This is a genomic window from Budvicia aquatica DSM 5075 = ATCC 35567, from assembly GCF_000427805.1.
GTDB lineage: Bacteria > Pseudomonadota > Gammaproteobacteria > Enterobacterales > Enterobacteriaceae > Budvicia > Budvicia aquatica.
On record NZ_ATYS01000049.1, the window covers coordinates 13891 to 38211 of the forward strand.

The window sequence follows — 24321 nt, forward strand, 5'->3', positions numbered from 1 at the left end:
GATGAGCGATGAGATTTACGGTTACATAGACGATCCGACTGCCTTAGTGCAGTCGGCTTTTCAGACCGTTTCTGACAAGGCAATGCATAACCTCTCTTTTCTCCATGCTCAAATGCCGGTGCACGTCTCCGGCTTTAAGCTATTTGAAGGTCAGTGGTTCAGTTGTGTTGTTACTCCCTGGATGCTGAGCGCATTAATTTTGCCCGGTCCGGATCAAATTTGGCCAGTACGCACCATTAGCGATCGTGTTGGCCTTGCGTTGCCCTATGGCAATCTGACATTCACCGTGGGTGAGCTGGAAGGTATTAGCCAATATCTGACTTGTTCACTAATGTCCCCTCTGGATCATACTTTGACACCGGAACAGGGCGTACAATTAGCTGATGACTGTACGCGCATGTTGTTGTCGATTCCCGTCAGCGACCCTGATGCACCAACGCAACTAGGACGGCGCGCACTATTGACCGGCCGTAGGAATTGCAGCAATGCATGAAGTGTCACTGTGTGAAAGTACCTTAGAAATTATTGAAAAGCAGGCGAAGCAACATGGAGTGAAGCGTGTGACAGGCGTATGGTTAGAGCTTGGCGCGCTGTCTTGTGTTGAGGAAAGTTCCCTGCACTTCTGCTTTGATATTGTTTGCCGCGGTACCATTGCTGATGGCTGCAAACTCCATATTATTCATATTCCGGCTAAAGCCTGGTGCTGGGACTGCAGCAGTGAAGTTGAGATTTCTCAACATGAAGCTCAGTGTCCTAAGTGTCAGGGATTTAGTTTGAGAATTGACAGCGGTGATAGCCTGCAAATTAAAGAGCTGGAAGTCGAGTAGCTGGCAAGTAATCCCGTGAGGCCAGATTTGGCCTACGGTGAAATACACCGATTCAGATATCAAATAGACGGCGGCTTATAAGCGGTAAAACCTAGATTAAAATTAATGATGTAGGAAGGCTTGCGCATCACGGCCTTGCTAATAAATAAATGATGACGTTATCGATAATGTCCTGAAGGGAGATAACCATATGTGTAGTACTTGCGGATGTGCTGCGGGCGAGCAGCGAATTGAAGGCGATGACCACGAACATTCTCACCATCACGGACATGAGCACCACCACCATCACGACCACGGGCATGAACAGGGCCATCACCACGATCGTGAACATCACGACCACGGGCATAAACATGGTCATTCTCACGATCATAAGCATCATGAGCACGGGCATAAGCACGCTCATTCACATGATAATAAACATCGCCACGGCCACCACCATCATGATGAGGCACAAGAGCCACGCACGGTGATTATTCATCATCATTACCATCATCAGGGTGACGTTCACCACCATATTCATAACACCACCGTAGCGACAAAAATGGGTGATGTTGAAGTCGAACTCGAGCTGAAAGAGCATAAATTTCGCCCGGCTGAGTCGGCAGTAGAAAAAGATTTAGATTATGGAAAAGGCGAAGCCGGTACTCATGCGCCGGGCATCAGCCAGCGCCGTATGCTGCAGATTGAAATGGATGTATTAAGTAAAAATAACCATTTGGCCGAACATAATCGAGATTACTTTGCCGGCAAGCATATTCTGGCGCTGAATCTGGTATCCAGCCCGGGCTCGGGTAAAACCACGTTACTGACTGAAACCCTGATGCGCTTACGGGATCGTTTATCCTGTGCAGTGATCGAAGGGGATCAACAAACGACCAATGACGCTGAACGTATTCGGGCTACCGGCGTTCCGGCTATTCAGGTTAATACCGGAAAAGGTTGTCACTTGGATGCTCAAATGGTTCAGGACGCGGCTTTCCGTCTTGAACTGAAAGAAAAAAGCCTGCTGTTTATTGAGAACGTGGGTAATTTAGTTTGTCCTGCCAGCTTTGATTTAGGTGAACGTGCCAAGGTTGCCGTGCTGTCAGTGACGGAAGGTGAAGATAAGCCGCTTAAGTATCCGCACATGTTTGCCGCTTCAGAGCTAATGATTCTTAACAAGATCGATTTACTGCCTTATCTGCATTTTGATGTAGAGGCTTGCATTGCCAATGCCCGCCGGATAAATCCAAATATTCATGTTATCCAGCTTTCTGCCAGTAGCGGTGAAGGCATGGATGAATGGATTTCATGGTTGGAGACTCAGCTATGTGCTTAGGCGTCCCAGGTAAGATTGTCGCCGTTGGTGAAGACATTCACCAAATGGCGCAGGTTGATGTTTGCGGTGTAAAACGGGAAGTGAATATCGCGTTAGTCTGTGAAGGAAAACCTGCCGATCTCATTGGTCAGTGGGTATTAGTTCACGTCGGTTTTGCGATGAGTATTATCGACGAAGAAGAAGCTCAGGCGACGCTTGAAGCCCTGCTGGCGATGAGTGCACTGGAACACGAAGTCGGTGATTTTCTTGGTATTAATTCCGGAGCAGATGATGCGGTACGTCGATGAGTTTCGCGATCCGGAATTAGCTAAGGCGTTACTAAGCCACATACGTAACAAAGTTGCTGATATTTCACGGGCGAGCAATCGCCCGTTGCAACTGATGGAAGTCTGCGGCGGTCATACTCACGCTATCTATAAATTCGGTATCGATCAGTTATTACCACCTGAAATTGAATTTGTTCACGGCCCGGGCTGTCCGGTCTGCGTGTTGCCGATGGGGCGGATCGATGGCTGTATTGAGATTGCAGAAAAGCCGGATGTGATTTTCTGCACTTACGGTGATGCGATGCGCGTACCGGGTCGTAATGGCTCATTGTTGGACGCCAAGCGCCGGGGGGCAGACGTCCGTATTGTCTATTCTCCGCTGGATACCCTAACCTTTGCTGAGCAAAATCCGGATAAACAGGTGGTCTTCTTCGGTCTTGGATTCGAAACCACGATGCCAAGTACCGCATTGACCTTACAACAGGCCAAGCGTCGCGGGCTGACTAACTTCTCCGTTTTTTGCCAGCACATTACCATTATCCCCACCTTACGCAGCCTGTTGGAACAGCCGGACGTCAGAATCGACGGTTTTCTGGCTCCGGGTCATGTCAGCATGGTGATTGGCACTGAGCTGTACGGCTTTATTACTAATGACTTTCACAAGCCGTTGGTTGTTACCGGCTTTGAACCGCTAGACATCTTACAGGCATTGGCAATGTTGGTTGATCAGATTCATGATGGCCGCTGTGAGGTTGAAAATCAGTACAAACGTATTGTGTCTGCTCAGGGCAACCCACTGGCGCTTAAGGCTATGGATGAAGTGTTTGAGCTGAAAGAGACCAGTGAATGGCGCGGATTAGGTGAAATTGCGGGCTCAGGCGTTCAGCTAACGGCTGAATACCAACAGTTTGATGCAGAGCTACGCTTTAATACTCAGGTTCATCAGGTGGCTGACGATCCTCAGGCTCGCTGTGGCGATGTGCTAACCGGCCGCTGTAAGCCCAATGATTGTCCTCTGTTCGGCAATCGCTGTACCCCTCAGAATGCCTTTGGGGCATTAATGGTGTCATCCGAAGGGGCGTGTGCGGCCTATTACCAATATCGTAGAGGACTTGCTTGATGTCTTACACTGAAAAAGATGTTGTCACCATGGCTCATGGTAGCGGTGGTCAGGCAATGCAGCAGTTAATTGAACAGCTTTTCTTGCGGGCGTTTTCTAATCCTGCGCTGAATGAGCGTGAAGATCAGGCCCGCATACCGCTGTCTTTACTGACGGCAGTTGGTGACCGGCTAGCCTTCAGTACTGACAGTTACGTGATTGATCCGATATTTTTCCCCGGCGGTAATATTGGCAAACTGGCGGTATGCGGCACGGTCAATGATGTCGCAGTAAGTGGTGCGGTTCCTCAGTATCTCTCCTGTGGTTTTATTCTGGAAGAGGGACTGCCGCTGAAGGATTTAGAACAAATTGTCACTGCGATGGCTGAAACGGCGGCGGCTGCCGGCGTTGAGATCGTTACCGGTGATACCAAAGTGGTCCAGCGTGGGGCCGCCGATAAAGTATTTATTAATACTGCCGGAATCGGGGCTATTCCTTCAGCCATTCAGTGGGGCGCTCAACATATTCGCCCCGGCGATCGCATTCTAGTCAGCGGGACGTTAGGCGATCATGGTGCAACCATTCTTAACCTGCGTGAAAATCTGGGGCTGGAAGCGGATCTCTGTAGCGACTGTGCGGTACTGACGCCTCTGATTGCTCCGCTGCGTGACATTGTTGGTGTGAGGGCTCTGCGGGATGCTACCCGTGGTGGTGTGACTGCCATTCTGCATGAATTTGCCGCCGCCAGCGGCTGTGGCATGATGATCAACGAAGGCGATCTTCCGGTAAAATCTGCCGTGAGGGGGGTTTGTGAACTACTGGGCCTGGAGCCGCTTAATTTCGCTAATGAAGGTAAGCTGGTGATTGTTGTTTCGCCGGAGGCGGAACAGGCAACGCTGGCTGCTTTACGCGCTCATCCGTTAGGCGTTGATGCGGCGGTTATCGGAAACGTAAGTGAAAATCCGCGGGTTCAATTGACCGGCATCTTCGGGGCTTCCCGGCTGTTAGATTTACCACACAGCGAACCGTTGCCGAGAATTTGCTAAGCCAACATATTGGCCTATGGCCTTCTAATGATTAATAACGCCGGAATATAACTTCTGGCGTTATTATTTTTATGCTAAATAAAATGTAATTCATTGTAATAAAATGATTTTTGATATTATGTAATTTAATTACATAATATTAGCGATGAAAGAGTAATTTTATTATTAGCGAGCCAGTTTAAGAGGGGAATAGAGGTGAGTAAGAATTTAAATAACGATTTATTGTGAGTATTATCACAAATCAAAAACAAAGGTGTGTTTTTGTAATGTGATATAAATCACATAAAACTGTCATTAAGCGCCAGTTCTCACCATATGTATTTTTATTTCAATGAATAATTGTGATGATTATCACTGTAAGTGGCCTATTTCTACCCCTCGTATAGTGATGTAAGTCACAAATCCCCCCTGTGGTACGCAATAACAAAAACGCATGATAGAGTCGGTTTTGTACTCAAACTAAACGATTGACGGTTTGGCCGAACCGTCCCGACCAATGACCATGCGCAGTTGTACTTGTGAATGGTACTTATGCGAACCACAGAGGGGTGTTTTATGTTATCACCTGACATCAAGATTAAGGTACAAAATTTTGGCCGTTTCCTCAGTAATATGGTGATGCCCAATATTGGCGCATTTATCGCCTGGGGCCTGATTACGGCACTGTTTATTCCTACCGGCTGGCTGCCTAATGAAACGTTAGCCAAGCTGGTTGGCCCGATGATTACTTATTTACTGCCATTGCTTATCGGTTATACCGGTGGCCGCTTAGTCGGCGGCGAGCGTGGCGGCGTTGTTGGCGCTATTACCACCATGGGCGTTATTATCGGTGCAGATATGCCGATGTTTATGGGGGCGATGATCGTTGGTCCGTTAGGCGGCTGGGTTATTAAGCATTTCGATCGCTGGGTTGACGGAAAAGTTAAGAGCGGATTTGAGATGTTAGTGAATAACTTCTCTGCCGGCATCATCGGTATGCTATTAGCCATTCTGGCGTTTATGGCAATTGGTCCTCTTGTTGAATCGATGTCTAAAATATTAGCCGCCGGGGTTAATATTATGGTGCAGAATAATCTGTTACCTCTGACCTCAATATTTGTTGAACCTGCCAAAATTCTGTTTCTTAATAATGCGATAAATCACGGCATTTTCTCTCCGTTGGGTATTCAGCAGGCGACAGAAACCGGCAAATCCATCTTCTTCTTAATTGAATCAAATCCAGGTCCGGGCTTGGGTATATTACTTGCGTATATGTTTTTTGGTAAAGGCTCAGCTAAACAGTCAGCATCTGGTGCGAGCATTATTCATTTCTTTGGCGGTATTCACGAAATCTATTTCCCATACGTGTTGATGAATCCGCGTTTGATTCTGGCGGTTATCTTAGGTGGTATGACAGGCGTATTGGTAATGAGTCTGTTTAATGCCGGTTTGGTTTCTCCTGCTTCTCCCGGTTCTATTTTTGCGATTATGTTGATGGCGCCAAAATCGTCCATGCTGGGCATTATCTTGTCAATTATAGCCTCTACCTTAGTCACCTTCTGTGTTGCTGCCGTGATGCTTAAAGGCATTCGGGTTGGTGATGAAGAAAAAGAGAGCCTTGATGAAGCCACCCGCAGAATGAAAGGAATGAAGAATCCGAAAAGCCATGTTTCGGGTGATGAAGAGATGGCCAGCGGTTTAGCAACGGACATCAGCTTGCTGCAACCGGGTAATACAGCACAAAAGCCAATCAGCAAGATTATTGTCGCCTGTGACGCCGGTATGGGGTCGAGTGCCATGGGGGCAAGCCTGCTACGTAAAAAAATTAAGGACGCGAAGTTAGATCACATAACGGTAACTAACTGTGCAATCAATAGCTTACCAGCAGATGTAGATATTGTTATTACCCATCAGGATTTGACCCAACGGGCAATGAATCACGCTCCTCATGCGGAACATATCTCTTTACGCAACTTCCTCGATGGTCAGGTATATAGCGACTTAGTGACGCGCCTGTTTGCCACTCAGCATGCGCAGGCGGCTAATGACAGCAAGCTAGTGACGCAGATGCTGGTTGCGGCTAATGATGACCATTTCGATCCTGAAGAGCAGGAAAAGAACCTGTTTAAGCTGAGTATTGACAATATATTTCTTAACTTACAGGCTGATAACAAAGAGCAGGCTATTCGTTTTGCCGGTCAGCAACTGGTTAACAGCGGCTATGTTGAGCCGGAATATATTGACGCGATGTTACAGCGGGAGGCGTTAGTATCCACCTACCTCGGTCAGTCGATTGCTGTTCCTCATGGAACCGTGGAGGCAAAAGATCGGGTGTTATGCACCGGTATTGTGATTTGCCAGTATCCGCAAGGCGTTAGTTTTAGCGATGACCCTGAAGACGTAGCCCACTTAATTATTGGCATTGCAGCCCGTAATAATGAACATATTCAGGTGATTAGTCGGATAACAAATTTGTTAGATGATGAATCGTTGGTTGAACGTTTAATGACAACGCGCGATGTTCAGGAGGCGCTATCACTGCTTTCCGGCGAGCAGGCGGCATAAGTTAAGTTATTGCGCTAACGGGCCTGATGTTATCGGGCCCGTTCCTGCGGGTCATCGCCATTAAGTTTTTTGATTCAACTTTATTTAGAGACTAACATAATGAAAGCAATACATTTTGGTGCAGGTAATATTGGCAGAGGTTTTATCGGTAAGCTATTGGCCGATGCGGATGCAACGCTGACCTTTGCTGATGTTAACCAACCGCTAATCGATCAGTTGGATCATCAGCAAAGTTATCAGGTTAACGTTGTTGGTGAGAACAGCAAAGTTGAACGTGTTAATAACGTTCGGGCAGTGCATAGTAATAGCCCGGATGCGGTAAGGCATATTAGTGAAGCCGATGTAATCACCACTGCGGTCGGCCCTCAAATATTGGAAAAAATAGCCAATACTTTGGCGAAGGGATTGATCGAGCGTCATGCTCAGGGCAACCAAAGTCCGCTAAATATTATTGCCTGTGAAAACATGGTTCGGGGAACCAGCCAGCTAAAACAGCATGTAATGAGGCTGATTCCGCAAAATTTACACTTATGGGTTGAAGAGCACGTTGGATTTGTTGACTCTGCCGTTGATCGTATTGTCCCTCCGGGAGACGCTGCTAACGATGATCCTCTGTCTGTAACGGTAGAAACTTTCAGTGAGTGGATTGTTGACGGCACTCAGTTTAAGGGAACCACGCCTGATATTAACGGCATGGAAACTACAACAAACTTAATGGCCTATGTAGAGCGTAAGCTATTCACTTTAAATACCGGTCATGCCATTACGGCCTATTTGGGGAAATTAGCGGGTCACCAAACTATCCGTGATGCGATTTGCGATCCCCTCGTTCGTCAGGTTGTTAAAGGTGCAATGGAAGAGAGTGGTGCGGTACTAATTCAGCGCTATGGTTTTGATCCGGTTCAGCACGCTGCTTATATTGAGAAAATTTTAAGCCGCTTTGAAAATCCCTATTTGCGTGATGATGTAGAACGGGTTGGCCGCCAGCCTTTACGCAAACTAAGTGCCGGCGATCGTTTAATTAAACCGTTGCTAGGGACCCTTGAATTTGGTCTGCCACACAATAATTTAGTCAAAGGTATTGCTGCGGCAATGTGTTATCGTAATCAACATGATCCACAAGCGTTAACGTTGGTTTCTTTGTTAGATGAAAAGGGCGTAGAAGGGGCGTTAATGTCCGTGTCTGAGCTAACTGACTCCAACATCGTTGCCGAGATTGCACAAGCCTATCGTGTAATACAAACATCATTAGCCGCTTAAATATTGCGTTCTGAAAGTTAAAATATCTGCACGCCAACTGCAGAAACATCAAGCCGGGTATCCGTTTGGCGAAAGAGATACCCGGGACATGACATTATTGTAATAAGTGATGACTGAAGATACCCAGAAATTAGAAAACCGGATACTTGAACGGCTGAATAAGAAAAAATCTGTGCGCGGTTTTTTATTAACGGTAATTGAGTTGCTGTCAGAAGCTGTGGATATTCTGGTGTTACAAGTATTTCGTAAAGATGACTATGCCGTTAAATATGCGGTAGAGCCATTACTAGCCGGTACAGGACCTTTAGCGGAACTGCCGGTTCGTTTAAAGCTGATTTATGCTCTGGGCATCATTTCACGCGATGAATATGAAGATATTGAATGCCTGATGATATTGAGTGAAAGGCTTGGCCACGACTCTCGTGAATATACCTTTACTTCTGAAGAAGTACTGGGCAATTTAAGATTGCTGCATGGAATTGCAACGCTACCCGAAGCGCCGGTATTCAGCTCGGTAGAAGATGGTGCTGATGATGTATTCGTTGATATGCAGCAGCGTCGTTATCAGCAAATGGTTCACTCTTCACTGGTGCTTTATATCACTGATTTGGTTTCTCAACTGAGGGTTAAGAAGGCGTTTTAGCGTTTTACCATGCTATAGCCCATCTGTTTTTTTCCTCCGACCTTTCTATCCCTATTTCCCACAATATTGACGCTATCATCTGCATATTGATGCCGTTTTCTGTTTATTAATACCGGGCATTTATACGGCTGAATAAGAAAAGTGACCTAAGTGGAATATGATTAATGCCGGTCCATACAGGCCCCGGCATTATTAATATTGAACATGAAAAGCTATTGATTAGCTCAGGCGTTCAACAATCATTGCCGTACCCTGACCACCACCAATACATAGCGTTGCCAGTCCCAGAGTTTTATCTCTGGCTTGTAAAGCATGCAGCAGAGTCACCAGAATACGAGCACCGCTGGCACCGATCGGGTGACCTAATGCGATAGCGCCACCGTTAACGTTAACTTTAGCCTGATCAAAACCAAGGGTTTGGCCTACGGCTAAGAATTGGGCAGCAAAGGCTTCGTTAGCTTCAATCAAATCGATATCAGACAGCGCAAGGCCGGTTTTCTTCAATGCATTGAGCGTGGCGGGAACCGGGCCCATTCCCATCAGGGACGGAGCGACGCCGCCGTTAGCGTAGCCTCTGATACGGGCCAGAGGCGTTAATCCTAGCTCTTTAGCGCGACTTTCAGACGTCACTACCAGCGCTGCCGCGCCATCGTTGATACCTGAAGCGTTACCCGCAGTTACCGTGCCTTCTTTATCAAATGCCGGACGTAGTTTAGCCAAGCCTTCTGCCGTTGAGTCTGCTTTCGGGAACTCATCAGTGTCCATAACCAGTTCCCCTTTACGGGTCTTGATGGTTACCGGTACGATTTCTTTAGCAAAAGCACCGCTGGTAATTGCGGCTACTGCTTTTTGTTGTGAGGCTAGTGCCAGTTGATCTTGGGCTTCACGGGTGATGCCGTACTCTTTTGCCACGTTTTCAGCGGTGATACCCATATGATAATCATGGGTTGCACACATCAGGCCGTCTTTTAAAATAACGTCCATCAGCTTGCCGTCGCCTAAGCGGTAGCCCCAGCGAGCCTTACTATCCATCAGGTAAGGAGCCTGACTCATATTTTCCATACCGCCGGCAACGATAGCGCTGGCGTCACCGGCCAGAATAGCCTGTGCCGCTAACGCAACGCTTTTTAAACCGGAACCGCATACTTTGTTTACGGTATAGGCGCAAACGCTCTCAGGAATACCACTTTTTAGCAGCGCCTGACGTGCAGGGTTTTGTCCTAAGCCAGCCTGTAGAACGTTACCAAAAATGACTTCATCAATGGCATCGCCGGCGATGCCTGCGCGGGCCATAGCCTCACGGATAACAATCGAACCTAAATCTACAGCGGATACCGAAGCAAGAGCGCCGTTAAAGCTACCAATTGCGGTTCGGGCTGCACTGACAATAACGATATTGTTCATAACTAAATTCCTTATTTCTGCGTCAGAATACGGTGAGGCCGATAATAAATATCACGCCGGAGAACAGCAGAGCGGTTACGCAATAGCCCATAATGTCTCGAACGCCCAGACCGGCGATCGCCAGAGCAGGCAATGCCCAGAACGGTTGAGCCATGTTCATCCACTGTTCACCATAGGCGATAGCCATGGCCGATTTACCTAAGTCAGCGCCCAGCGCTTGTGCAGCAGGCATAACGAAAGGACCTTGAATAACCCAGTGACCGCCGCCTGATGGCACAGCAAAGTTGATCAGCGCGGAGCTGAAGAAGGTCATGATTGGGAAGGTTTCTTTGGTTGCGACGTTAATAAACCACTCGGTGATTAATCCGCCGAGACCGGAATGTTCCATCATCAGTTGGATACCGGCATAGAACGGGAACTGAACCAAGATACCCGCAGTACTTCTGGCCGCAGCTGAAATAGCGCGCATATAAGCCATTGGCGTTTTATGCAGTAAAATACCGGCGATCATAAATGCCATGTTGACGGTATTAATCGTGATGTTGAAGCCTTTTTCCCAGAAATACATTCCCAGATAAGCAATACCTAGGGCACCAATAATCAGTGCGATAATTCTGCTTTCTTCCATTTTTTCGGCAATAGGCGCGTCAGCAGGTAGTTTCTTCTGGAAATCAGGATCTTCTTCTAATAACGATGGGTCAATGGTGATGATTTCATGCGGTTTTGGCATCATCATGCGCGTCACGAACGGCATCAGAGCGATCAGGCCGAAGGTGATAAACATGTTATAGCCGGTAAAGATGGTTTGAGAAACCGGAATCAGACCAATGATATGCTCAACCGGGTTACCCGGGGTTGCTGCCAGCAGTGGCATAGAACCGGATAAACCACCACCCCAAGTTAAGAAGCCGATGTAAGCACAGGCAATTAACAGAGGATAGTCAGATTTAGGCAAACGGCGGGCAACTTCTTTTGCAAACATGGCGCCAACAACCAGGCCAAAGCCCCAGTTGATAGCACAGGCCACAGAGCCTAAAAAAGTCACCAGCATAACGCCCTGAGCCGGGGTTTTTGCCACAGAAGCGGTTTGCTTAAGAATGCGTTTTACCGGTGCAGAGCTGGCCAGTGCATGCCCTGTAACGATAATTAACGCCATTTGCATACCGAATGCTAACAGGTTCCAGAAACCGTTACCCCACATGTTGACCATTTCTACCGGTCCGTGAGGTGTTAGTACCAGAGCAATCACAAAGGTCAGCATGGTTAACAACATGGCGAAAATTAGCGGGTCGGGTAAATAACGACTCACAAATCCGGTTAATACGCGAGAGATGCGACTAATCATGCAACACCTTCCGCGACCACGATTGGCATCACTTTGAAGTCAGGCGCAACGCTAAATTCAGCGTCGGTTTTTTCACGAATAGTCTCAAGAGTGACATCAGGCGCATGCTCTTTCAGTACTAACTGACCGTTTTCAAAGCTGAATACGCCCAGTTCAGTAACAATCATGCTGACTTTGCTTTTTGCAGTTAATGGTAAAGTACAGTGTTTCAGGATCTTCGATGAACCATCTTTTGCACAGTGTTCCATAGCGATAATGACTCGCTTGGCACCGGTCACTAAGTCCATTGCGCCGCCCATGCCCGGTACCATTTTACCCGGTACCATCCAGTTAGCCAGATTAGCCTGCTGGTCAACCTGTAGGCCACCCAATACGCTGGCATCAACGTGACCACCACGAATTAATGCAAAGGAGAATGCGCTGTCAAACATAGCTGCACCCGGTAACATGCCGCAAGGCTGCCCACCGGCGTTAACCAGATTAGGGTGTGCTTCGGTTACCGGACCGAGTCCCAGAAAGCCATTCTCTGACTGAAGGGTGATATGAATATCTGTCGGTAAATAGTTGACAACTTGAGTTGGTAAGCCGATACCGAGGTTCACAATGTCACCATCATGAAGTTCAAGGGCTACGCGGCGAGCGATGAGTTCTTTTGCGTTCATGATTAGCTCTCCTTAGGATAAACGATGTGATCAATCAGGGCCGCAGGGGTCATTACTGCATCCGGTGCAATGTGGCCAACTTCAACCAGACTATCTGGCTCAGCCATAACAAGGTCTGCTGCAAGCGCAATCAGAGGGTTAAAGTTACGCGCTGTCAGTTGGTATGTTAGGTTGCCCTGACGGTCAGACTGGTGAGCCTGAATCAGTGCCAGATCGGCACGTAGCGGGAGCTCTAAAAGATATTCGGTGCCATCAATAGTGATTTTTTGTTTGCCTTCTTCGACTACGGTACCAACGCCGGTTGGGGTTAAGAAACCACCTAAACCAGCACCGCCGCAGCGAATGCGCTCGATTAGCGTACCTTGAGGAACTAGCTCGACATCCAACTCACCGGCAATCATCTGACGACCGGTTTCTGGGTTAGTGCCGATATGAGAGGCGATAACTTTTTTCACTCTGCCATTGACGATCAGAGGGCCAATACCGGTATCCACAAATGCGGTATCGTTCGCAATAAGAGTTAAATCTTTAACGCCTGAGTTAAGTAATGCCTCAACCAAATTAGGCGGGGTACCTACGCCCATGAAGCCACCAACCATGATGGTCATTCCATCACGAAAATGTTCAGCGGCCTGTTGTATGTCTATATGTTTATTTTTCATAATTATTCCTTTGGTTTGATATCCGAACCCGGATTCAACTAAGGAATAGCAATGGTTGTGCCAGTTGTGTGCTAATTATCTTTTTGTGCTTATTCGTTGATTAACTAAATGATTAATAATGAAATTTATTTATTTTAAATCTGTGGGTGGTGAAAGGCGTCATTTTTCGTTTAAAGAAAATTTAGAGAAAGGGTGCAAAATTTTGCACAGGTGTGCACCTTTTGGTTCACTCCTTAGGGAAAATAGCCAATAAAAACAGCTAGATAATGTGATGTTGATCACGGTTAGTCAAGGGGGATATGCGTTTATTTATGTAGAAAAAAAGGGATGGCGATTAGCGCCATCCCTTTTCTATTTCTAAATTACTTCAGCGGAGGTACGCCGTTTTGCCATGTATTCCAATGGGTAACAATATAATCCGTCATTTCACCACCAACCTTGGCAATGTTATCTACCGTTTCTTTAAAACCCCCCGCGGTTTGCCCCGGAGCCGGATCTAAGTGTTCTAACGTAGTTTCGTTAGGATTGCCCTGATCGAAATTGACTGAACCACGCAGGCTGAGTATGCGTTGAGTGGTGCCTTGGGTACGAGCAATTACCTGAGTGATAGCTGCAATTTCCATTTCTGTTGCCACATAGTCATCGGCGCCATACAGTTTGGCAATATATTGCGCCTCTTTTGACATTCCCGGACCGTGGAAAAAGGTATCACCGGTTATATGAGTACCGGTCAGCACTTTGGGTGAACGTCTGGCATTATCATCAGGGTAACGCTGACGATACTTTTGTGCCTCTTCTGAATCCAGTAGCGGAGTTTTATCGGTAATCTTCATGGCCCAAGCAACCAGCGTCGGATCTAACTGATAGCTGCGGATATTCTCATAGCCTTTACGCGGAATGAAAGCTTGGCCGTCATGCAATCCCTCTTCGGGTGCCCAGCGGTGCCCCAGATCGTAATCAACGGCCCAGGTGCCCCAACTTACATCGCCGATGGTGCCGCGAGATGGCGGAGTACCGGCAACGCCATTGATCATGAAATAGGTTTCAGACATATCAAACTTTGGATTAAGCAAAATCGCCTGTACCGAAGAAGAAGAAGCCACTTTACCCATGCCCAGTACCGAACCGCACACGCCATCATCGTTACAGAAAACCGGTGATGCGGCACCTTTAACGGTTATAGGCTGGCTGTTTTTAAAATATCGTTCATACCAGTGCTGGAATTCACCGGCTTTATCGCCGGTGTTTTTACCAATTTCAAACATTGAACCGATAAAAACTTTGACTTTTATGGGTGCATCATCGGCGAATGCTTGACCGGACATAAGCAGGGGAAGAGCAAACAGCGAGAGCACTTTGTTATTAAACATCACAATATTTCCTGTTATTGGTTACGTAATCGTTTGCGTCATTTTCGCTATTCATGAGCAAAAAAACCAGCCGTTATTATGTCAGCAGGAAAATAATACTGTTATGTGCCCAACCTTGTTATTTATCTATTTAATTTATATTGAAATTTTTGATTATTTATTCGATGTTATATTCCTGTAATTTATACATTAGTGCTCGGCGGCTGATACCTAATACTCTGGCTGTTTGCACCCTATTTCCCTGGTTATTGGCTAGTGCGACGCAAATAAGCTCACGCTCATAGGCCTTCATACTCTCTTTCAAACTTTGTCCCTGTTCCGAAGTATGGATGGGATCGCTATTTCGCTGAGTACTATTCTCTGTACTATGACGCTGCAGTAAATGCTCAGGTAAGTCATCCGGGAACATAATAAAACCGGTGCTCATGATCACCGCCCGTTCGATGGCGTTGGCCAGTTCACGAACGTTACCCGGCCAGCTATAGGATTCTAAGGCCGCTAAAGTACTGGCATCCAGCTCGATCATTTCTTTGCCATTTTCAGCGCTGAATTTTTGCAGGAAATGCTGAGCCAGCAGTGAAATATCTTCAGGGCGCTCCCTTAAAGGAATCGGTGACAGATGTATAACGTTCAGCCGATAGAAGAGGTCTTGGCGAAATTCACCTTGTTCCACCATGGCAGCTAAATTGCGATTAGTGGCGGCGATGAGGCGGATATCTGTTTTGATCGTTTGGCTGCCTCCCAAGCGTTCAAATTCTCTCTCCTGTAACACCCGCAGCAGCTTAACCTGTAGGTTATGGGGCATTTCTCCCACTTCATCAAGCAGTAGAGTACCTTGATTAGCTCGTTCAAATAGCCCCTGACGCTGCATTTGTGCGCCGGTAAATGCCCCTTTTTCGTGACCAAAAAGTTCACTTTCCAAAAGCGACTCGGGTAAGGCACCACAGTTGATTTTAATAAACGGCCCTTTGGCCCGGGCGCTGTTGTAGTGTATTGCTTTAGCAATCAGCTCTTTACCCGTTCCGCTTTCGCCGGTAATTAACACGCTGGCATTACTTTGGGCAATTTTTGCCGTGTCCCGGCATAGCTCCATCATTTTGGTACTGTTGGTGAGTATCCGGTCCCATTGATAGCTATCTGATAGTTCACGATGCAGCAGATTGATCTCCTGCTTCATACTTCTTAACTGCAGAGCACGGTTGATTAACAGCTTAAGTTCGTCGAGATCGAAGGGTTTGATAACATAATCAAAAGCGCCAAAGCGTAAAGCTTCCACTGCGGTTTCTACTGCCGCATAGGCGGTCATCAAAATAACCGGTATTTCTTGGTGCGTTTTACGCATTACCTGCAATGCTTCCATGCCTCCGAGTCTTGGCATGCGGATATCCATCAGCACGATATCAGGCTTCTGCTGTCCGAACACTTCCAGCGCCTGCTGACCGTCTGCCGCACAAATAGGCTGGTGGCCGTCCAGCGTAAAAGCGGCAGTCAGCATTCGGCGGACGTTTTCTTCGTCATCGACAATGAGAATGCGATAGGATTTTTTCATGTAGGATTCCTCTCTCCAAGCCTGACCGGCAAGACAATGGTAAAGGTCGTACCCTGATTAGGCTGACTTTCCAGTGTAATATCACCATCGTGGGAGGTGATGATTCGTTGGCTAATAGAAAGCCCTAATCCGGTTCCCGATGGCTTGGTGGTATAGAACGGAGTAAATATTTTAGCTTTAATATCATCGCTGATACCGCAGCCATCATCCTGAATTTTTATCATCTGCTTATCTTGGCCAACAGCCTGAGTTGAAATGGTGATTTGTCCTCTGGCGGAAATAGACTGAACCGCGTTAATCAATAAATTGAGTAATACCTGTTTTAGCATTTCTCCGTCAGCATCAATCGCGTCCAGACTGTGGTCCAGAATAACGTCAAAATCAATTCTGGCTTCGACCCCTTTGGTTTTTATTAACACCAGCGTTTCATTAATTATATGATTTAAATATATTTTTTGATAGAGGCCGGGGCGCGGGCGAGCGAAGTCCAGAAGTTGCTGAATGACACGGTTAATCGAATGAACTTCTTTTAGAATAATTTGAGTATATTCCAGACGTTGCGGGTCTTGCTCGCTATCTTTCAGAATTTGAACGAACCCGCTGATAGCCGTTAGCGGGTTGCGGACTTCATGAGCGACACCGGCCATCAGTTCGCCTAACGTCGCCAAGCGCTCGGCACGTTCAATGCGTCGTTGAACCTCTTTCTTGGCCGTTAAGTCGCTGAAAATGACTAAGGCGCCAATAATTTCACCCTGAGCGTTATGCATTTGGCTGGTGCTGACGCTGATCTGAATTACCTGATGTTTGGCCGGGTAGTCAACCTCCAGCGCCACATGGTCAATACCGTGCTCTAACGTATCTAATATCGGGCTGCGGTAACCTCTGCCTCCGAAGACGTTTTCATAAGGTTTACCCATCGACTCTTTTTGGCTATAACCGGTAATTTCTTCCGCCGCCGGGTTTATCATGGTCACGCAGCCGTCGGTATCAACGGCAATCACGCCGTCGGCGGCATTTTCAATAATCAGCTCATTCAGGGTTTTGGCCTCCCGCAGCGCCCGGGATAGAGCATTAACGCTGTCGGATATCTCACCCATTTCCCCTTTTAGCGGCGGTAGCTTAGTGTTCAGATTGAGCGGAAGTTCTGCCAGGCCGGTTTTTATCGTGTCAATATCTGAGGCAAAGCGGCGCGAGAATATCACGATAAGCAAGACGCTACAGAGCATGCCAAGACAAATGACGATAATGATGCTGATGTCCATTTTCAGCGCCTGCTGGTCGATGTCATTGGATAATTCATTGGCCCAGATATAGCCAAGAATTTTGCCATCTCGCTCTATGGGTTTCATCGCATTCATGATGTTGCCCCGAACCTGGGAGCCGGATTTGACTAAGGGACGACCCGTTGCCATAACCGTTCGGCCCGGATGCTCTTCATCAATGGTGACACCTACCGCTTTGCCGTACAGCTGTTGTGGTGCATAGGTAATAATGGCATCCAGTTCGCGGTTGTAATACCCGGCTCCTACGCCCGAAAACGCCTTGGTTATTTCATCCGTTATCGGAGAGAGTTGTTCGTTGAGCGCCTTAATACGTTGCTCGCGGGGTAAATTAGGATAGCGTTCAAACGATTCTGCCAGCGCTTGATCCAGTAAGTTGGTGACGGCATACAGTTTGATCTGTTTTTCTTGTAGCAGCGCATCTCGCCCCTGAACTTCAACGATATAGCCGATGAGCATCGTGGGTAACGAAATCATCATGATAGCTAAAAATATCATTTTGCTGCGTAACGTCTGTGGCCAGTGGGCTCGGATGTAACGTTTAAAACTTGATTGGATTGAAGCCATAGCGTCAGATTTTTCCTGATAGAAGGTGTTAGTTTCAGCTTCTACCGTTATCACTGAAGCCTTGTCACTTAAGCGTTGTTATGGATTATTGCTGAGAACTATAGTGGGTTGGTCACACAGGACAAGCATATTAATATTAAAGTGTGAGAGATATCTAACAGGCAGAAAATAAATTCTCTGCGAAATAATTTTTATCACTAAATTTTGTTCTGAATGTATACGAAGATGCTAAATGTGTTAGTTGGGAAGTTAATTAGATATAAAAACTACGGTGTCCATACGCGAGAGCATACCCGATCCAGTAAGGCTTTACTGTGGCTGATAATTATCATACCAAGGTTTCTTTGTTCAGCCTGTCTTAATATCACCCGCCAGATTTGGGCCTGCATCAGAGGATCTAATTGGGCCGTGATTTCATCAGCAATCAGGTAGCGAGTACGTGGGTCGAGGGCCCGAATCAGGGCGATGCGGGCGAGCTCTCCACCTGAAACTTCTGCAGGAAATCTAGTGAGTAGTTCAGGGTTAATCGACAGTTCACTGAGTAAGCGTGGTGAAGGCTGCCATACATCACCTAAGGCTGCTCCGGTTGTTCTTGATGGATTAAACGTGCGCTCCGGATGTTGAGGAATGAGCTGCACCGGGCAATAGCCGGTAGCAGGAAGCGGTTGGTTATCTAGTAAAACTGAACCTGCCGAAGGACGCTGCCAGCCGGCAAAAACTCGGCCTAAGGTTGTTTTGCCGTATCCACTAGGGGCAAAAATGCCTAGGCGTTCACCCGGTTTGACCGAGATATTGAGCTTCTGCCATAACGGTATGCCATTTTGTATGATGTCCAGATCACGCGCTTGCAGCATAGGGTAACGGCTCTCCGGCATGAATGAAATTATGTTCAGGTAAGGTTTGCCATAGAGACTGTAGCCAGTCGCTGCCGCCGCCATAGCGTAGTTCAGTTGCTCCGACCACTTCCTTGATAGTCCCTTGATGAAGCACGGCAATTTTGTCAGCGAAGCTGGCGGCTAAATGCAGATCGTGAGTAATCCATAATACCCCCTGACCCTGATGACACAGCGTTTTTAAATGGCGGAGTAATATTTCTGCATGAGGTAAGTCCAGCCATGCGGTTACTTCATCAGCCAAAATAAATCGTGCCTGACTTAGCGTGGCGCAACTCACCAGAATGCGTTTAGCCATGCCACCGGATAACGAAAGAGGGTATTGATCGAGTATGGTTTCTGACAGGTTATATTGGCGTAGCTGTTCAGCAACCCTATCTCGGGTCGGCGTTTTTCCACCCAGGCTGGCGGCTCGCTGGACCTGTTTACCCACTTTCAGCAGCGGATTAAGCGCACTAATACTTTGCGGAATATAGCCAAGGGTATTCCCCCTAAGATGGCGCTGTTGTCCGGTATTAATAATTTGGTCGTCAATTAGAATTTGGCCCGATGAGCGCATAGACGTTGGCAGAAGGCCGAGAATATTTTGCAATAACAGACTCTTCCCTTCACCGCTTCCGCCCACTAAAGCAACCAGCTCGCCTGACTGAACGTTAAGATTGATATTACGTAATATCGGTGTCCAGGTTGGTGAGCGGAACCAACGCTCTTTCGCGCAGGATAATTCAACATTTTTTAGCTGTAGCATGACGATCTCCTTAGCCAGATTCTTTGCAGGCTTCGGGCGAGTTGATCGATAGTCAGAACCAGTATGACTAAGGTCAGTCCCGGATAAAAAGCCAGCCACCAGTCACCGCTGCTCAGGTAGCGAAGAGCATCAGACAACAGCAGCCCGAGAGAAGGTTCATGAGGTGCCAGTCCAAAACCTAAAAAGCTCAGACCGGCACTGTGTAATACGGCATGAGGGAAGATGAGAAGCGCTCCGACCATCAGTTGGGGTAAGAGCAAGGGAAGAAAATGTTTATAGCAACATTGCCAGTGGCTACTTCCCGTTCTCTGAGCGAGCAGGATGTAATCAGCCTGACGAATGCGCAGAAGTTCAGATCGCAGAATTAATGCTAATTTGGGCCAGTGAGTTAGGGATACCGCCAGAATCACTCCCCACTTTCCTCCGCCAAAAGTAAAACAGATCAGTATCAGCAGCAGAAGGTGGGGCAGAGCGATAAAAGTGTCGATTAGCGCGCGTGTCAGATAGTCACCGACTTTCCCGCATTGGCTGATAATGGCAATAACCAAGGCTAGCAGCCCGCTGATAAGTGCGGTAATCAACCCAATTTGCATACTGGTCATCATGCCTTGAAGGCAGCGCAGCCAGAGATCCCTGCCTAAGTTATCGGTACCAAACCAGAACTCTGCGGAAGGCGCGCTGCGCCGGGCTAGCAAATTGAGCGTCGCTTCCTGCTGATTGCTGTGTATTCCGAGAAATAGCAGCGTCCCGAGCAGTGATAGCGTGATAAGCAAACGGATAAGGGATTTATTGGCTTGGCCTTTCATGATGCCCTCCGCAGCGGCATATTCAGCTTATGCAACAGGGCGCTTGAGATAGTGTTTCCGATAAAAACCAATATGGTAATAAATAATACAATGCCGAGTAATAGCGGGACATCGCCCCGTAGCCCTGCATCAATAGTGGCTTGACCCAAACCGGGATAGGCAAAAATCTTTTCTGCCAACAACGCTCCACCTAACAGTTCGCCCAGCGACGCAAATTGCAGGCAAATTGCCGGCGTCAGGACATGGCGCAACATATGAAATCTCATCAGCGACCAGCCCTTATCTCCTTGAGCATGGGCATAATAAATAAATTCACTTTGGCTGATTTCTTCAATTCTTGCCCGCGTATGTAATGCGATATTACCGACGCCGAGTAGACCAAGGGCGATAGTGGGCAGAATCAGATGCTGAATTCGCTGAAACAGTGAGGTTTCCTCTGCTGTTAATCCGGGAGGCCATGCGCAGCATATCGGTGCCCACTCTAGTTTAACGGAGAAAAATGCCAGCAGGAGTATGCCAATCCAGAACGTTGGCAGAGACGATAGCAGATAGCAGAGCGTACGAATTAAGCTGTCCGGCCAGCGGTTAAGATAGCGGCCTGCTACTAATCCTAAGCTGATACCTAATATGCCCGATAGTGTCCAGGCTGAAGCCAGAAGCGAAAATGAGGTCAGAAAACGCTGGGCAATTACCTGCGTTACGGGGGCGTTATACACCATCGAATAACCTAGATCGCCCTGAAGAACTTGGCCGATCCAGGTTAGGAATCGCTCCCATAACGGACGGTCTAAACCCCAACGCGCTGCGATTTGTGCGTATTGCTCAGGTGGAACGTGCAGTAAGTCATTACCAATATAGGCCCGAATAGGGTCGACCGGCGAAAAGCTTAATAAAATAAACGTACCTGCCGCTACCATAAGCAGCAGGCTAATAAGTCTTAAGCTAAGCATCGGTAATTGGCGCATTACTGACAGGTCCAACTCCAGCCTTGAAGGTTATTGAGTACTGTCCAGTCGCCGTGGGCTTCTGGCGCGCCTTCCCCAAGGCTGACACAAGGATTGACTAAATAAGTGTGATTAAGGTTTAGCAGCCATACCCATGCGGCATCGCCCCTGACACCTGCTCCTGCTTTACCGTCCCAGTCTACCTTTTGCCAGAAAGGAATCGCAGCCTGCCAGTCAGGTGCAGAAATAGCCTGTTGTAGCGTTTTATCAACCTGTGCATTGGCATAATAACCGGGGTTAAAATAACCTTCACCGCCCAGTCTGCCTGCATAATGATGGTAAAGCTCCATTGGATCTAAACTGCCCCAGCCAAATAGGGTCGGATTAGCATGCATATAGCGTTCAACGGTTTCCCAACTGCCCGACTTGAGGGTCACTTCGATGCCTAGCGGGCGAACCATGGCGCTAAATGCCTGCGCTAAATCTCGGCGAGTACTGTCACCGCTGGCATACCACAGCGTTAATTTAGCCGGAATTCCATTTTTTTCACGAATACCATCAGCTGTTTTAGCGATCCATCCGGCCTGATCCAGAATATTCTTAGCCTGAATGATGTCTCCGTCTTTAAATTTAGCCTCAGGGTTATCCCATGGTAATCCTTCTACGGCAGTAAACGCGGGCGTTGCTTGTCCGTCAAACAGCTGAGACGCTAAAATATTACGATCAACGGCATAGTTAATGGCTTTACGCATTGCGATGTCTGAGGTGATGTCATTACCCACATCGTTACCCTGAGCATCTTTTTTTCCTGAAGGGGTCATCGGGAACATGATTCCCCGATTTTCAACGCTTTTTTGAACAAGCAATTTCATGTTTTTGACCGGCTGATTGGCCAGCGTTTGCGGAATTCTGATTAAATCCAATTTCCCACTGCTGGCGGCCGCGTATGCACTGTCTTGATCCAAAAAGACAAACACCAATTTTTCAAAATCATTCTTCTTGCCGGCGTAATAAGGATTAGCTTCAACGATTAATTGCTGCCCCGGCTGGAGGCTGGTGAGTTTATAGGGGCCTGCACCAATAGGATGTTGGGCAAAATCAGCGCCATATTTCGCTTTAGGTACAATGCCTAATGCGCCCAATACGTGAATAAACGTACTTTCAGGGCGTTTTAACTCAATAACAACCGTTCTGTCATCAATCTCTTTGGCCTGCTTAAAGCTTCCCATATCTGCTTTTCCCCCGCTGGTGGCGGCTTGGTTATAGGAATAAGCCACGTCTGTTGCGGTGAGCGGTGAGCCGTCAGAGAATTTGAGGTCAGGTTTAAGATGAATAGTCCAGCTTAGACCGTCTTTACTGAGCGTATAGCTATCGACTAATACCGGCTGCCAGCTTAAGTCAGCATTTTGGCGGAGTAATGGGCTATGAAGTAAAACATAGCTTCCATGGCTCCAGCCAAGGAGAGGATCGAATCCTTCAGTGGGTTCAGCACCGACGGCTAATTTTAACGTATGTGCTTGAGCAGTAGCTCCAGAGACTGAAAGAGCAGTGAATAAGCAAAAAGCTAAAGGGCATAAATTAACCTTCATGATATGATCTCACTCCCGCGTTTTTTTTATTTTAGTCTTTATTTTGGTGAAGTTCATAACTTTTGGTTAAAACTTCATACTTTTTCATCTGCTTTTATAACAAGGATGAAAAATTAGCACTTTGATATAGATCTGATTATTGAAGGTCAGAGTGAAAATGTGTGTGATAAAAAAACGAGGGAAAATAGCGGTCAATTTTTATTCTGTCAGAACAGGATAATTGGCTATAATCTATACGCAGATGGTGAAAAAAAGATAAAATCGTGCAAAATATGAGCGATAGCGCATTTATCTTAATTTTTTTGTTGCATCGTCTCTCAGGTCTCCCTAGAATGCGCAGCACTTGATGCCGGCTTAGCTCAGTAGGTAGAGCAACTGACTTGTAATCAGTAGGTCGCCAGTTCGATTCCGGCAGCCGGCACCAATCAAGAATTCCCGGTGGGGTACCCAAGCGGCCAAAGGGAGCAGACTGTAAATCTGCCGTGACTCACTTCGAAGGTTCGAATCCTTCCCCCACCACCATTATTGATTGCGTTGACGCGATGTGGCATCAATGCAGTACCTGAAAAGGTACCCGAAAGGGGAAGGCTGAGAATCTTCGATGAAGGTTTGAGCCGAGCGAAGCGAGACAACGTTGCCAAAGGCAACGGCCCGTAGGGTGAATCGCGAAGCGATGAATAATCCTTCCCCCACCACCATTATTGATTGCGTTGACGCGATGTGGCATCAATGCAGTGTCTGAAAAGACACCCGAAAGGGGAAGCCAAAACTTCCGAGTGAAACTTCCCCCACCACCAAGGTTTAAAGAGTGTTGAAGCACCAGGTCGCTGAGTTCGGAACTGCGGGCATCGTATAATGGCTATTACCTCAGCCTTCCAAGCTGATGATGTGGGTTCGATTCCCACTGCCCGCTCCAAGTGCTGATATAGCTCAGTTGGTAGAGCGCACCCTTGGTAAGGGTGAGGTCGGCAGTTCGAATCTGCCTATCAGCACCAAAATTCCCTTCTCTGATTTTAATTCCCTGATTTCTTCTTCGACTCGCTGATATCACAAGCTTTTGCTTGGTTAATGTGGTTTACCCACGATCTATCGTGTTTTAGAGGGACAATCATGTCTAAAGAAAAATTTGAACGTACAAAACCGCATGTAAACGTCGGTACTATCGGCCACGTTGACCACGGTAAAACAACTCTGACAGCAGCTATCACCAACGTACTGGCTAAAACCTACGGTGGTCAGGCTCGTGCATTCGATCAAATCGATAATGCACCAGAAGAAAAAGCGCGTGGTATCACCATCAATACTTCTCACGTTGAGTATGATACTCCTGCTCGCCACTACGCACACGTAGACTGCCCAGGACACGCCGACTATGTGAAAAACATGATCACCGGTGCTGCTCAAATGGACGGCGCGATCTTAGTTGTTGCGGCAACTGATGGTCCTATGCCACAGACTCGTGAGCACATCCTGTTAGGTCGTCAGGTTGGCGTTCCTTA

At 47.4% G+C, this 24321-nt stretch carries 22 protein-coding genes, 4 tRNA genes and 1 other RNA gene; 15 read left to right on the plus strand and 12 right to left on the minus strand.

The features are described from left to right. Nucleotide 1 precedes the first annotated feature (1 nt). The 9 genes from hybE to YWE_RS27595 all read left to right on the plus strand — a co-directional run bounded on the left by hybE (nt 2) and on the right by YWE_RS27595 (nt 9003). Entirely contained in the window at nt 2-493 is a 492-nt protein-coding gene (gene hybE, locus YWE_RS0116525; RefSeq protein WP_029095542.1) for a hydrogenase-2 assembly chaperone, read from the plus strand. Further along, the gene (gene hypA / locus YWE_RS0116530) at nt 486-827 is read left to right on the plus strand and encodes a hydrogenase maturation nickel metallochaperone HypA (protein ID WP_029095543.1); all 342 of its coding nucleotides are present in this window, start codon (nt 486-488) and stop codon (nt 825-827) included. The genes hybE and hypA overlap by 8 nt, the downstream gene beginning before the upstream one ends. Nucleotides 828-1017: 190 nt before the next feature. Beyond that, nucleotides 1018-2145, plus strand: coding sequence for a hydrogenase nickel incorporation protein HypB (hypB, locus tag YWE_RS0116535; RefSeq protein WP_029095544.1), 1128 nt, complete (start codon nt 1018-1020; stop codon nt 2143-2145). After that, the gene (gene hybG, locus YWE_RS0116540) at nt 2136-2432 is read left to right on the plus strand and encodes a hydrogenase maturation factor HybG (protein ID WP_029095545.1); all 297 of its coding nucleotides are present in this window, start codon (nt 2136-2138) and stop codon (nt 2430-2432) included. The genes hypB and hybG overlap by 10 nt, the downstream gene beginning before the upstream one ends. Beyond that, a complete protein-coding gene (hypD, locus tag YWE_RS0116545) occupies nt 2416-3531 on the plus strand; it encodes a hydrogenase formation protein HypD (protein WP_029095546.1) in 1116 nt (371 codons plus the stop codon). Before hybG ends, hypD begins: the two co-directional genes overlap by 17 nt. Then, nucleotides 3531-4556, plus strand: a complete 1026-nt coding sequence (gene hypE / locus YWE_RS0116550) for a hydrogenase expression/formation protein HypE (RefSeq protein ID WP_029095547.1) — start codon at nt 3531-3533, stop codon at nt 4554-4556. The genes hypD and hypE overlap by 1 nt, the downstream gene beginning before the upstream one ends. Before the next feature lie 555 nt (nt 4557-5111). After that, a complete protein-coding gene (locus YWE_RS0116555; protein ID WP_029095548.1) occupies nt 5112-7100 on the plus strand; it encodes a PTS mannitol transporter subunit IICBA in 1989 nt (662 codons plus the stop codon). A 99-nt stretch (nt 7101-7199) separates the two neighbouring features. Then, complete coding sequence (locus tag YWE_RS0116560; protein WP_029095549.1) at nt 7200-8360, plus strand: mannitol-1-phosphate 5-dehydrogenase; 1161 nt, start codon at nt 7200-7202, stop codon at nt 8358-8360. A gap of 109 nt (nt 8361-8469) precedes the next feature. After that, nucleotides 8470-9003 carry an MltR family transcriptional regulator gene (locus YWE_RS27595; RefSeq protein ID WP_036016374.1) on the plus strand — a complete coding sequence of 178 codons (534 nt, stop codon included), beginning with the start codon at nt 8470-8472 and terminating at the stop codon, nt 9001-9003. A gap of 219 nt (nt 9004-9222) precedes the next feature. On the opposite strand, the gene YWE_RS0116570 is transcribed toward YWE_RS27595, so the two are convergent. From YWE_RS0116570 to YWE_RS0116625, 12 genes are all read right to left on the minus strand, one after another. Then, the gene (locus YWE_RS0116570) at nt 9223-10407 is read right to left on the minus strand and encodes an acetyl-CoA C-acetyltransferase (RefSeq protein WP_029095550.1); all 1185 of its coding nucleotides are present in this window, start codon (nt 10405-10407) and stop codon (nt 9223-9225) included. A 22-nt stretch (nt 10408-10429) separates the two neighbouring features. Next, entirely contained in the window at nt 10430-11752 is a 1323-nt protein-coding gene (locus YWE_RS0116575; protein ID WP_029095551.1) for a TIGR00366 family protein, read from the minus strand. Next, a complete protein-coding gene (locus YWE_RS0116580) occupies nt 11749-12414 on the minus strand; it encodes a CoA transferase subunit B (RefSeq protein ID WP_029095552.1) in 666 nt (221 codons plus the stop codon). The genes YWE_RS0116575 and YWE_RS0116580 overlap by 4 nt, the downstream gene beginning before the upstream one ends. Before the next feature lie 2 nt (nt 12415-12416). Then, nucleotides 12417-13076 carry an acetate CoA-transferase subunit alpha gene (atoD, locus tag YWE_RS0116585; protein ID WP_029095553.1) on the minus strand — a complete coding sequence of 220 codons (660 nt, stop codon included), beginning with the start codon at nt 13074-13076 and terminating at the stop codon, nt 12417-12419. A 362-nt stretch (nt 13077-13438) separates the two neighbouring features. After that, on the minus strand, nt 13439-14446 hold the full coding sequence (locus YWE_RS0116590) for a purine-nucleoside phosphorylase (RefSeq protein WP_029095554.1): 1008 nt from the start codon (nt 14444-14446) through the stop codon (nt 13439-13441). Between the two features lie 157 nt (nt 14447-14603). Further along, entirely contained in the window at nt 14604-15995 is a 1392-nt protein-coding gene (atoC, locus tag YWE_RS0116595) for an acetoacetate metabolism transcriptional regulator AtoC (protein ID WP_029095555.1), read from the minus strand. Then, the gene (atoS, locus tag YWE_RS0116600; RefSeq protein ID WP_036016377.1) at nt 15992-17842 is read right to left on the minus strand and encodes a two-component system sensor histidine kinase AtoS; all 1851 of its coding nucleotides are present in this window, start codon (nt 17840-17842) and stop codon (nt 15992-15994) included. Before atoS ends, atoC begins: the two co-directional genes overlap by 4 nt. A 266-nt stretch (nt 17843-18108) precedes the next feature. After that, nucleotides 18109-18696, minus strand: coding sequence for an ATP-binding cassette domain-containing protein (locus YWE_RS0116605; protein ID WP_029095557.1), 588 nt, complete (start codon nt 18694-18696; stop codon nt 18109-18111). After that, nucleotides 18680-19483 (minus strand): ATP-binding cassette domain-containing protein, encoded by an 804-nt coding sequence (locus YWE_RS0116610; RefSeq protein WP_029095558.1) that lies wholly within the window; start codon nt 19481-19483, stop codon nt 18680-18682. The genes YWE_RS0116605 and YWE_RS0116610 overlap by 17 nt, the downstream gene beginning before the upstream one ends. Next, nucleotides 19471-20289 (minus strand): ABC transporter permease, encoded by an 819-nt coding sequence (locus YWE_RS0116615; protein WP_029095559.1) that lies wholly within the window; start codon nt 20287-20289, stop codon nt 19471-19473. Before YWE_RS0116615 ends, YWE_RS0116610 begins: the two co-directional genes overlap by 13 nt. Then, a complete protein-coding gene (locus tag YWE_RS0116620) occupies nt 20286-21254 on the minus strand; it encodes an ABC transporter permease (protein ID WP_029095560.1) in 969 nt (322 codons plus the stop codon). Before YWE_RS0116620 ends, YWE_RS0116615 begins: the two co-directional genes overlap by 4 nt. Further along, on the minus strand, nt 21254-22822 hold the full coding sequence (locus YWE_RS0116625; protein WP_029095561.1) for an ABC transporter substrate-binding protein: 1569 nt from the start codon (nt 22820-22822) through the stop codon (nt 21254-21256). The genes YWE_RS0116620 and YWE_RS0116625 overlap by 1 nt, the downstream gene beginning before the upstream one ends. Before the next feature lie 348 nt (nt 22823-23170). Here YWE_RS0116625 and YWE_RS0116630 point away from each other — a divergent pair. The 6 genes from YWE_RS0116630 to YWE_RS0116650 all read left to right on the plus strand — a co-directional run. Next, a tRNA-Thr gene (locus YWE_RS0116630) sits at nt 23171-23246 on the plus strand. Nucleotides 23247-23259: 13 nt separating this feature from the next. Further along, a tRNA-Tyr gene (locus tag YWE_RS0116635) sits at nt 23260-23344 on the plus strand. A 45-nt stretch (nt 23345-23389) separates the two neighbouring features. After that, nucleotides 23390-23520: non-coding RNA, RtT sRNA (locus tag YWE_RS29075), on the plus strand. A gap of 143 nt (nt 23521-23663) precedes the next feature. Further along, nucleotides 23664-23738 (plus strand) — tRNA-Gly (locus YWE_RS0116640). Between the two features lie 3 nt (nt 23739-23741). Beyond that, nucleotides 23742-23817 (plus strand) — tRNA-Thr (locus YWE_RS0116645). 115 nt (nt 23818-23932) lie between these two features. Then, nucleotides 23933-24321 (plus strand): GTP-binding protein (locus tag YWE_RS0116650; protein WP_029095562.1); only part of this gene is annotated, 389 nt, incomplete at its 3' end.

Excerpts from the sequence above, each read along its gene's own strand:
- hybE (WP_029095542.1), top strand. The coding sequence starts at position 2 with ATGAGCGATGAGATTTACGGTTACATAGACGATCCGACTGCCTTAGTG.
- hypA (WP_029095543.1), top strand. The coding sequence starts at position 486 with ATGCATGAAGTGTCACTGTGTGAAAGTACCTTAGAAATTATTGAAAAG.
- hypB (WP_029095544.1), top strand. The coding sequence starts at position 1,018 with ATGTGTAGTACTTGCGGATGTGCTGCGGGCGAGCAGCGAATTGAAGGC.
- hybG (WP_029095545.1), top strand. The coding sequence starts at position 2,136 with ATGTGCTTAGGCGTCCCAGGTAAGATTGTCGCCGTTGGTGAAGACATT.
- hypD (WP_029095546.1), top strand. The coding sequence starts at position 2,416 with ATGCGGTACGTCGATGAGTTTCGCGATCCGGAATTAGCTAAGGCGTTA.
- hypE (WP_029095547.1), top strand. The coding sequence starts at position 3,531 with ATGTCTTACACTGAAAAAGATGTTGTCACCATGGCTCATGGTAGCGGT.
- YWE_RS0116555 (WP_029095548.1), top strand. The coding sequence starts at position 5,112 with ATGTTATCACCTGACATCAAGATTAAGGTACAAAATTTTGGCCGTTTC.
- YWE_RS0116560 (WP_029095549.1), top strand. The coding sequence starts at position 7,200 with ATGAAAGCAATACATTTTGGTGCAGGTAATATTGGCAGAGGTTTTATC.
- YWE_RS27595 (WP_036016374.1), top strand. The coding sequence starts at position 8,470 with ATGACTGAAGATACCCAGAAATTAGAAAACCGGATACTTGAACGGCTG.
- YWE_RS0116570 (WP_029095550.1), bottom strand. The coding sequence starts at position 10,407 with ATGAACAATATCGTTATTGTCAGTGCAGCCCGAACCGCAATTGGTAGC.
- YWE_RS0116575 (WP_029095551.1), bottom strand. The coding sequence starts at position 11,752 with ATGATTAGTCGCATCTCTCGCGTATTAACCGGATTTGTGAGTCGTTAT.
- YWE_RS0116580 (WP_029095552.1), bottom strand. The coding sequence starts at position 12,414 with ATGAACGCAAAAGAACTCATCGCTCGCCGCGTAGCCCTTGAACTTCAT.
- atoD (WP_029095553.1), bottom strand. The coding sequence starts at position 13,076 with ATGAAAAATAAACATATAGACATACAACAGGCCGCTGAACATTTTCGT.
- YWE_RS0116590 (WP_029095554.1), bottom strand. The coding sequence starts at position 14,446 with ATGTTTAATAACAAAGTGCTCTCGCTGTTTGCTCTTCCCCTGCTTATG.
- atoC (WP_029095555.1), bottom strand. The coding sequence starts at position 15,995 with ATGAAAAAATCCTATCGCATTCTCATTGTCGATGACGAAGAAAACGTC.
- atoS (WP_036016377.1), bottom strand. The coding sequence starts at position 17,842 with ATGGCTTCAATCCAATCAAGTTTTAAACGTTACATCCGAGCCCACTGG.
- YWE_RS0116605 (WP_029095557.1), bottom strand. The coding sequence starts at position 18,696 with ATGCTGCAAGCGCGTGATCTGGACATCATACAAAATGGCATACCGTTA.
- YWE_RS0116610 (WP_029095558.1), bottom strand. The coding sequence starts at position 19,483 with ATGCTACAGCTAAAAAATGTTGAATTATCCTGCGCGAAAGAGCGTTGG.
- YWE_RS0116615 (WP_029095559.1), bottom strand. The coding sequence starts at position 20,289 with ATGAAAGGCCAAGCCAATAAATCCCTTATCCGTTTGCTTATCACGCTA.
- YWE_RS0116620 (WP_029095560.1), bottom strand. The coding sequence starts at position 21,254 with ATGCGCCAATTACCGATGCTTAGCTTAAGACTTATTAGCCTGCTGCTT.
- YWE_RS0116625 (WP_029095561.1), bottom strand. The coding sequence starts at position 22,822 with ATGAAGGTTAATTTATGCCCTTTAGCTTTTTGCTTATTCACTGCTCTT.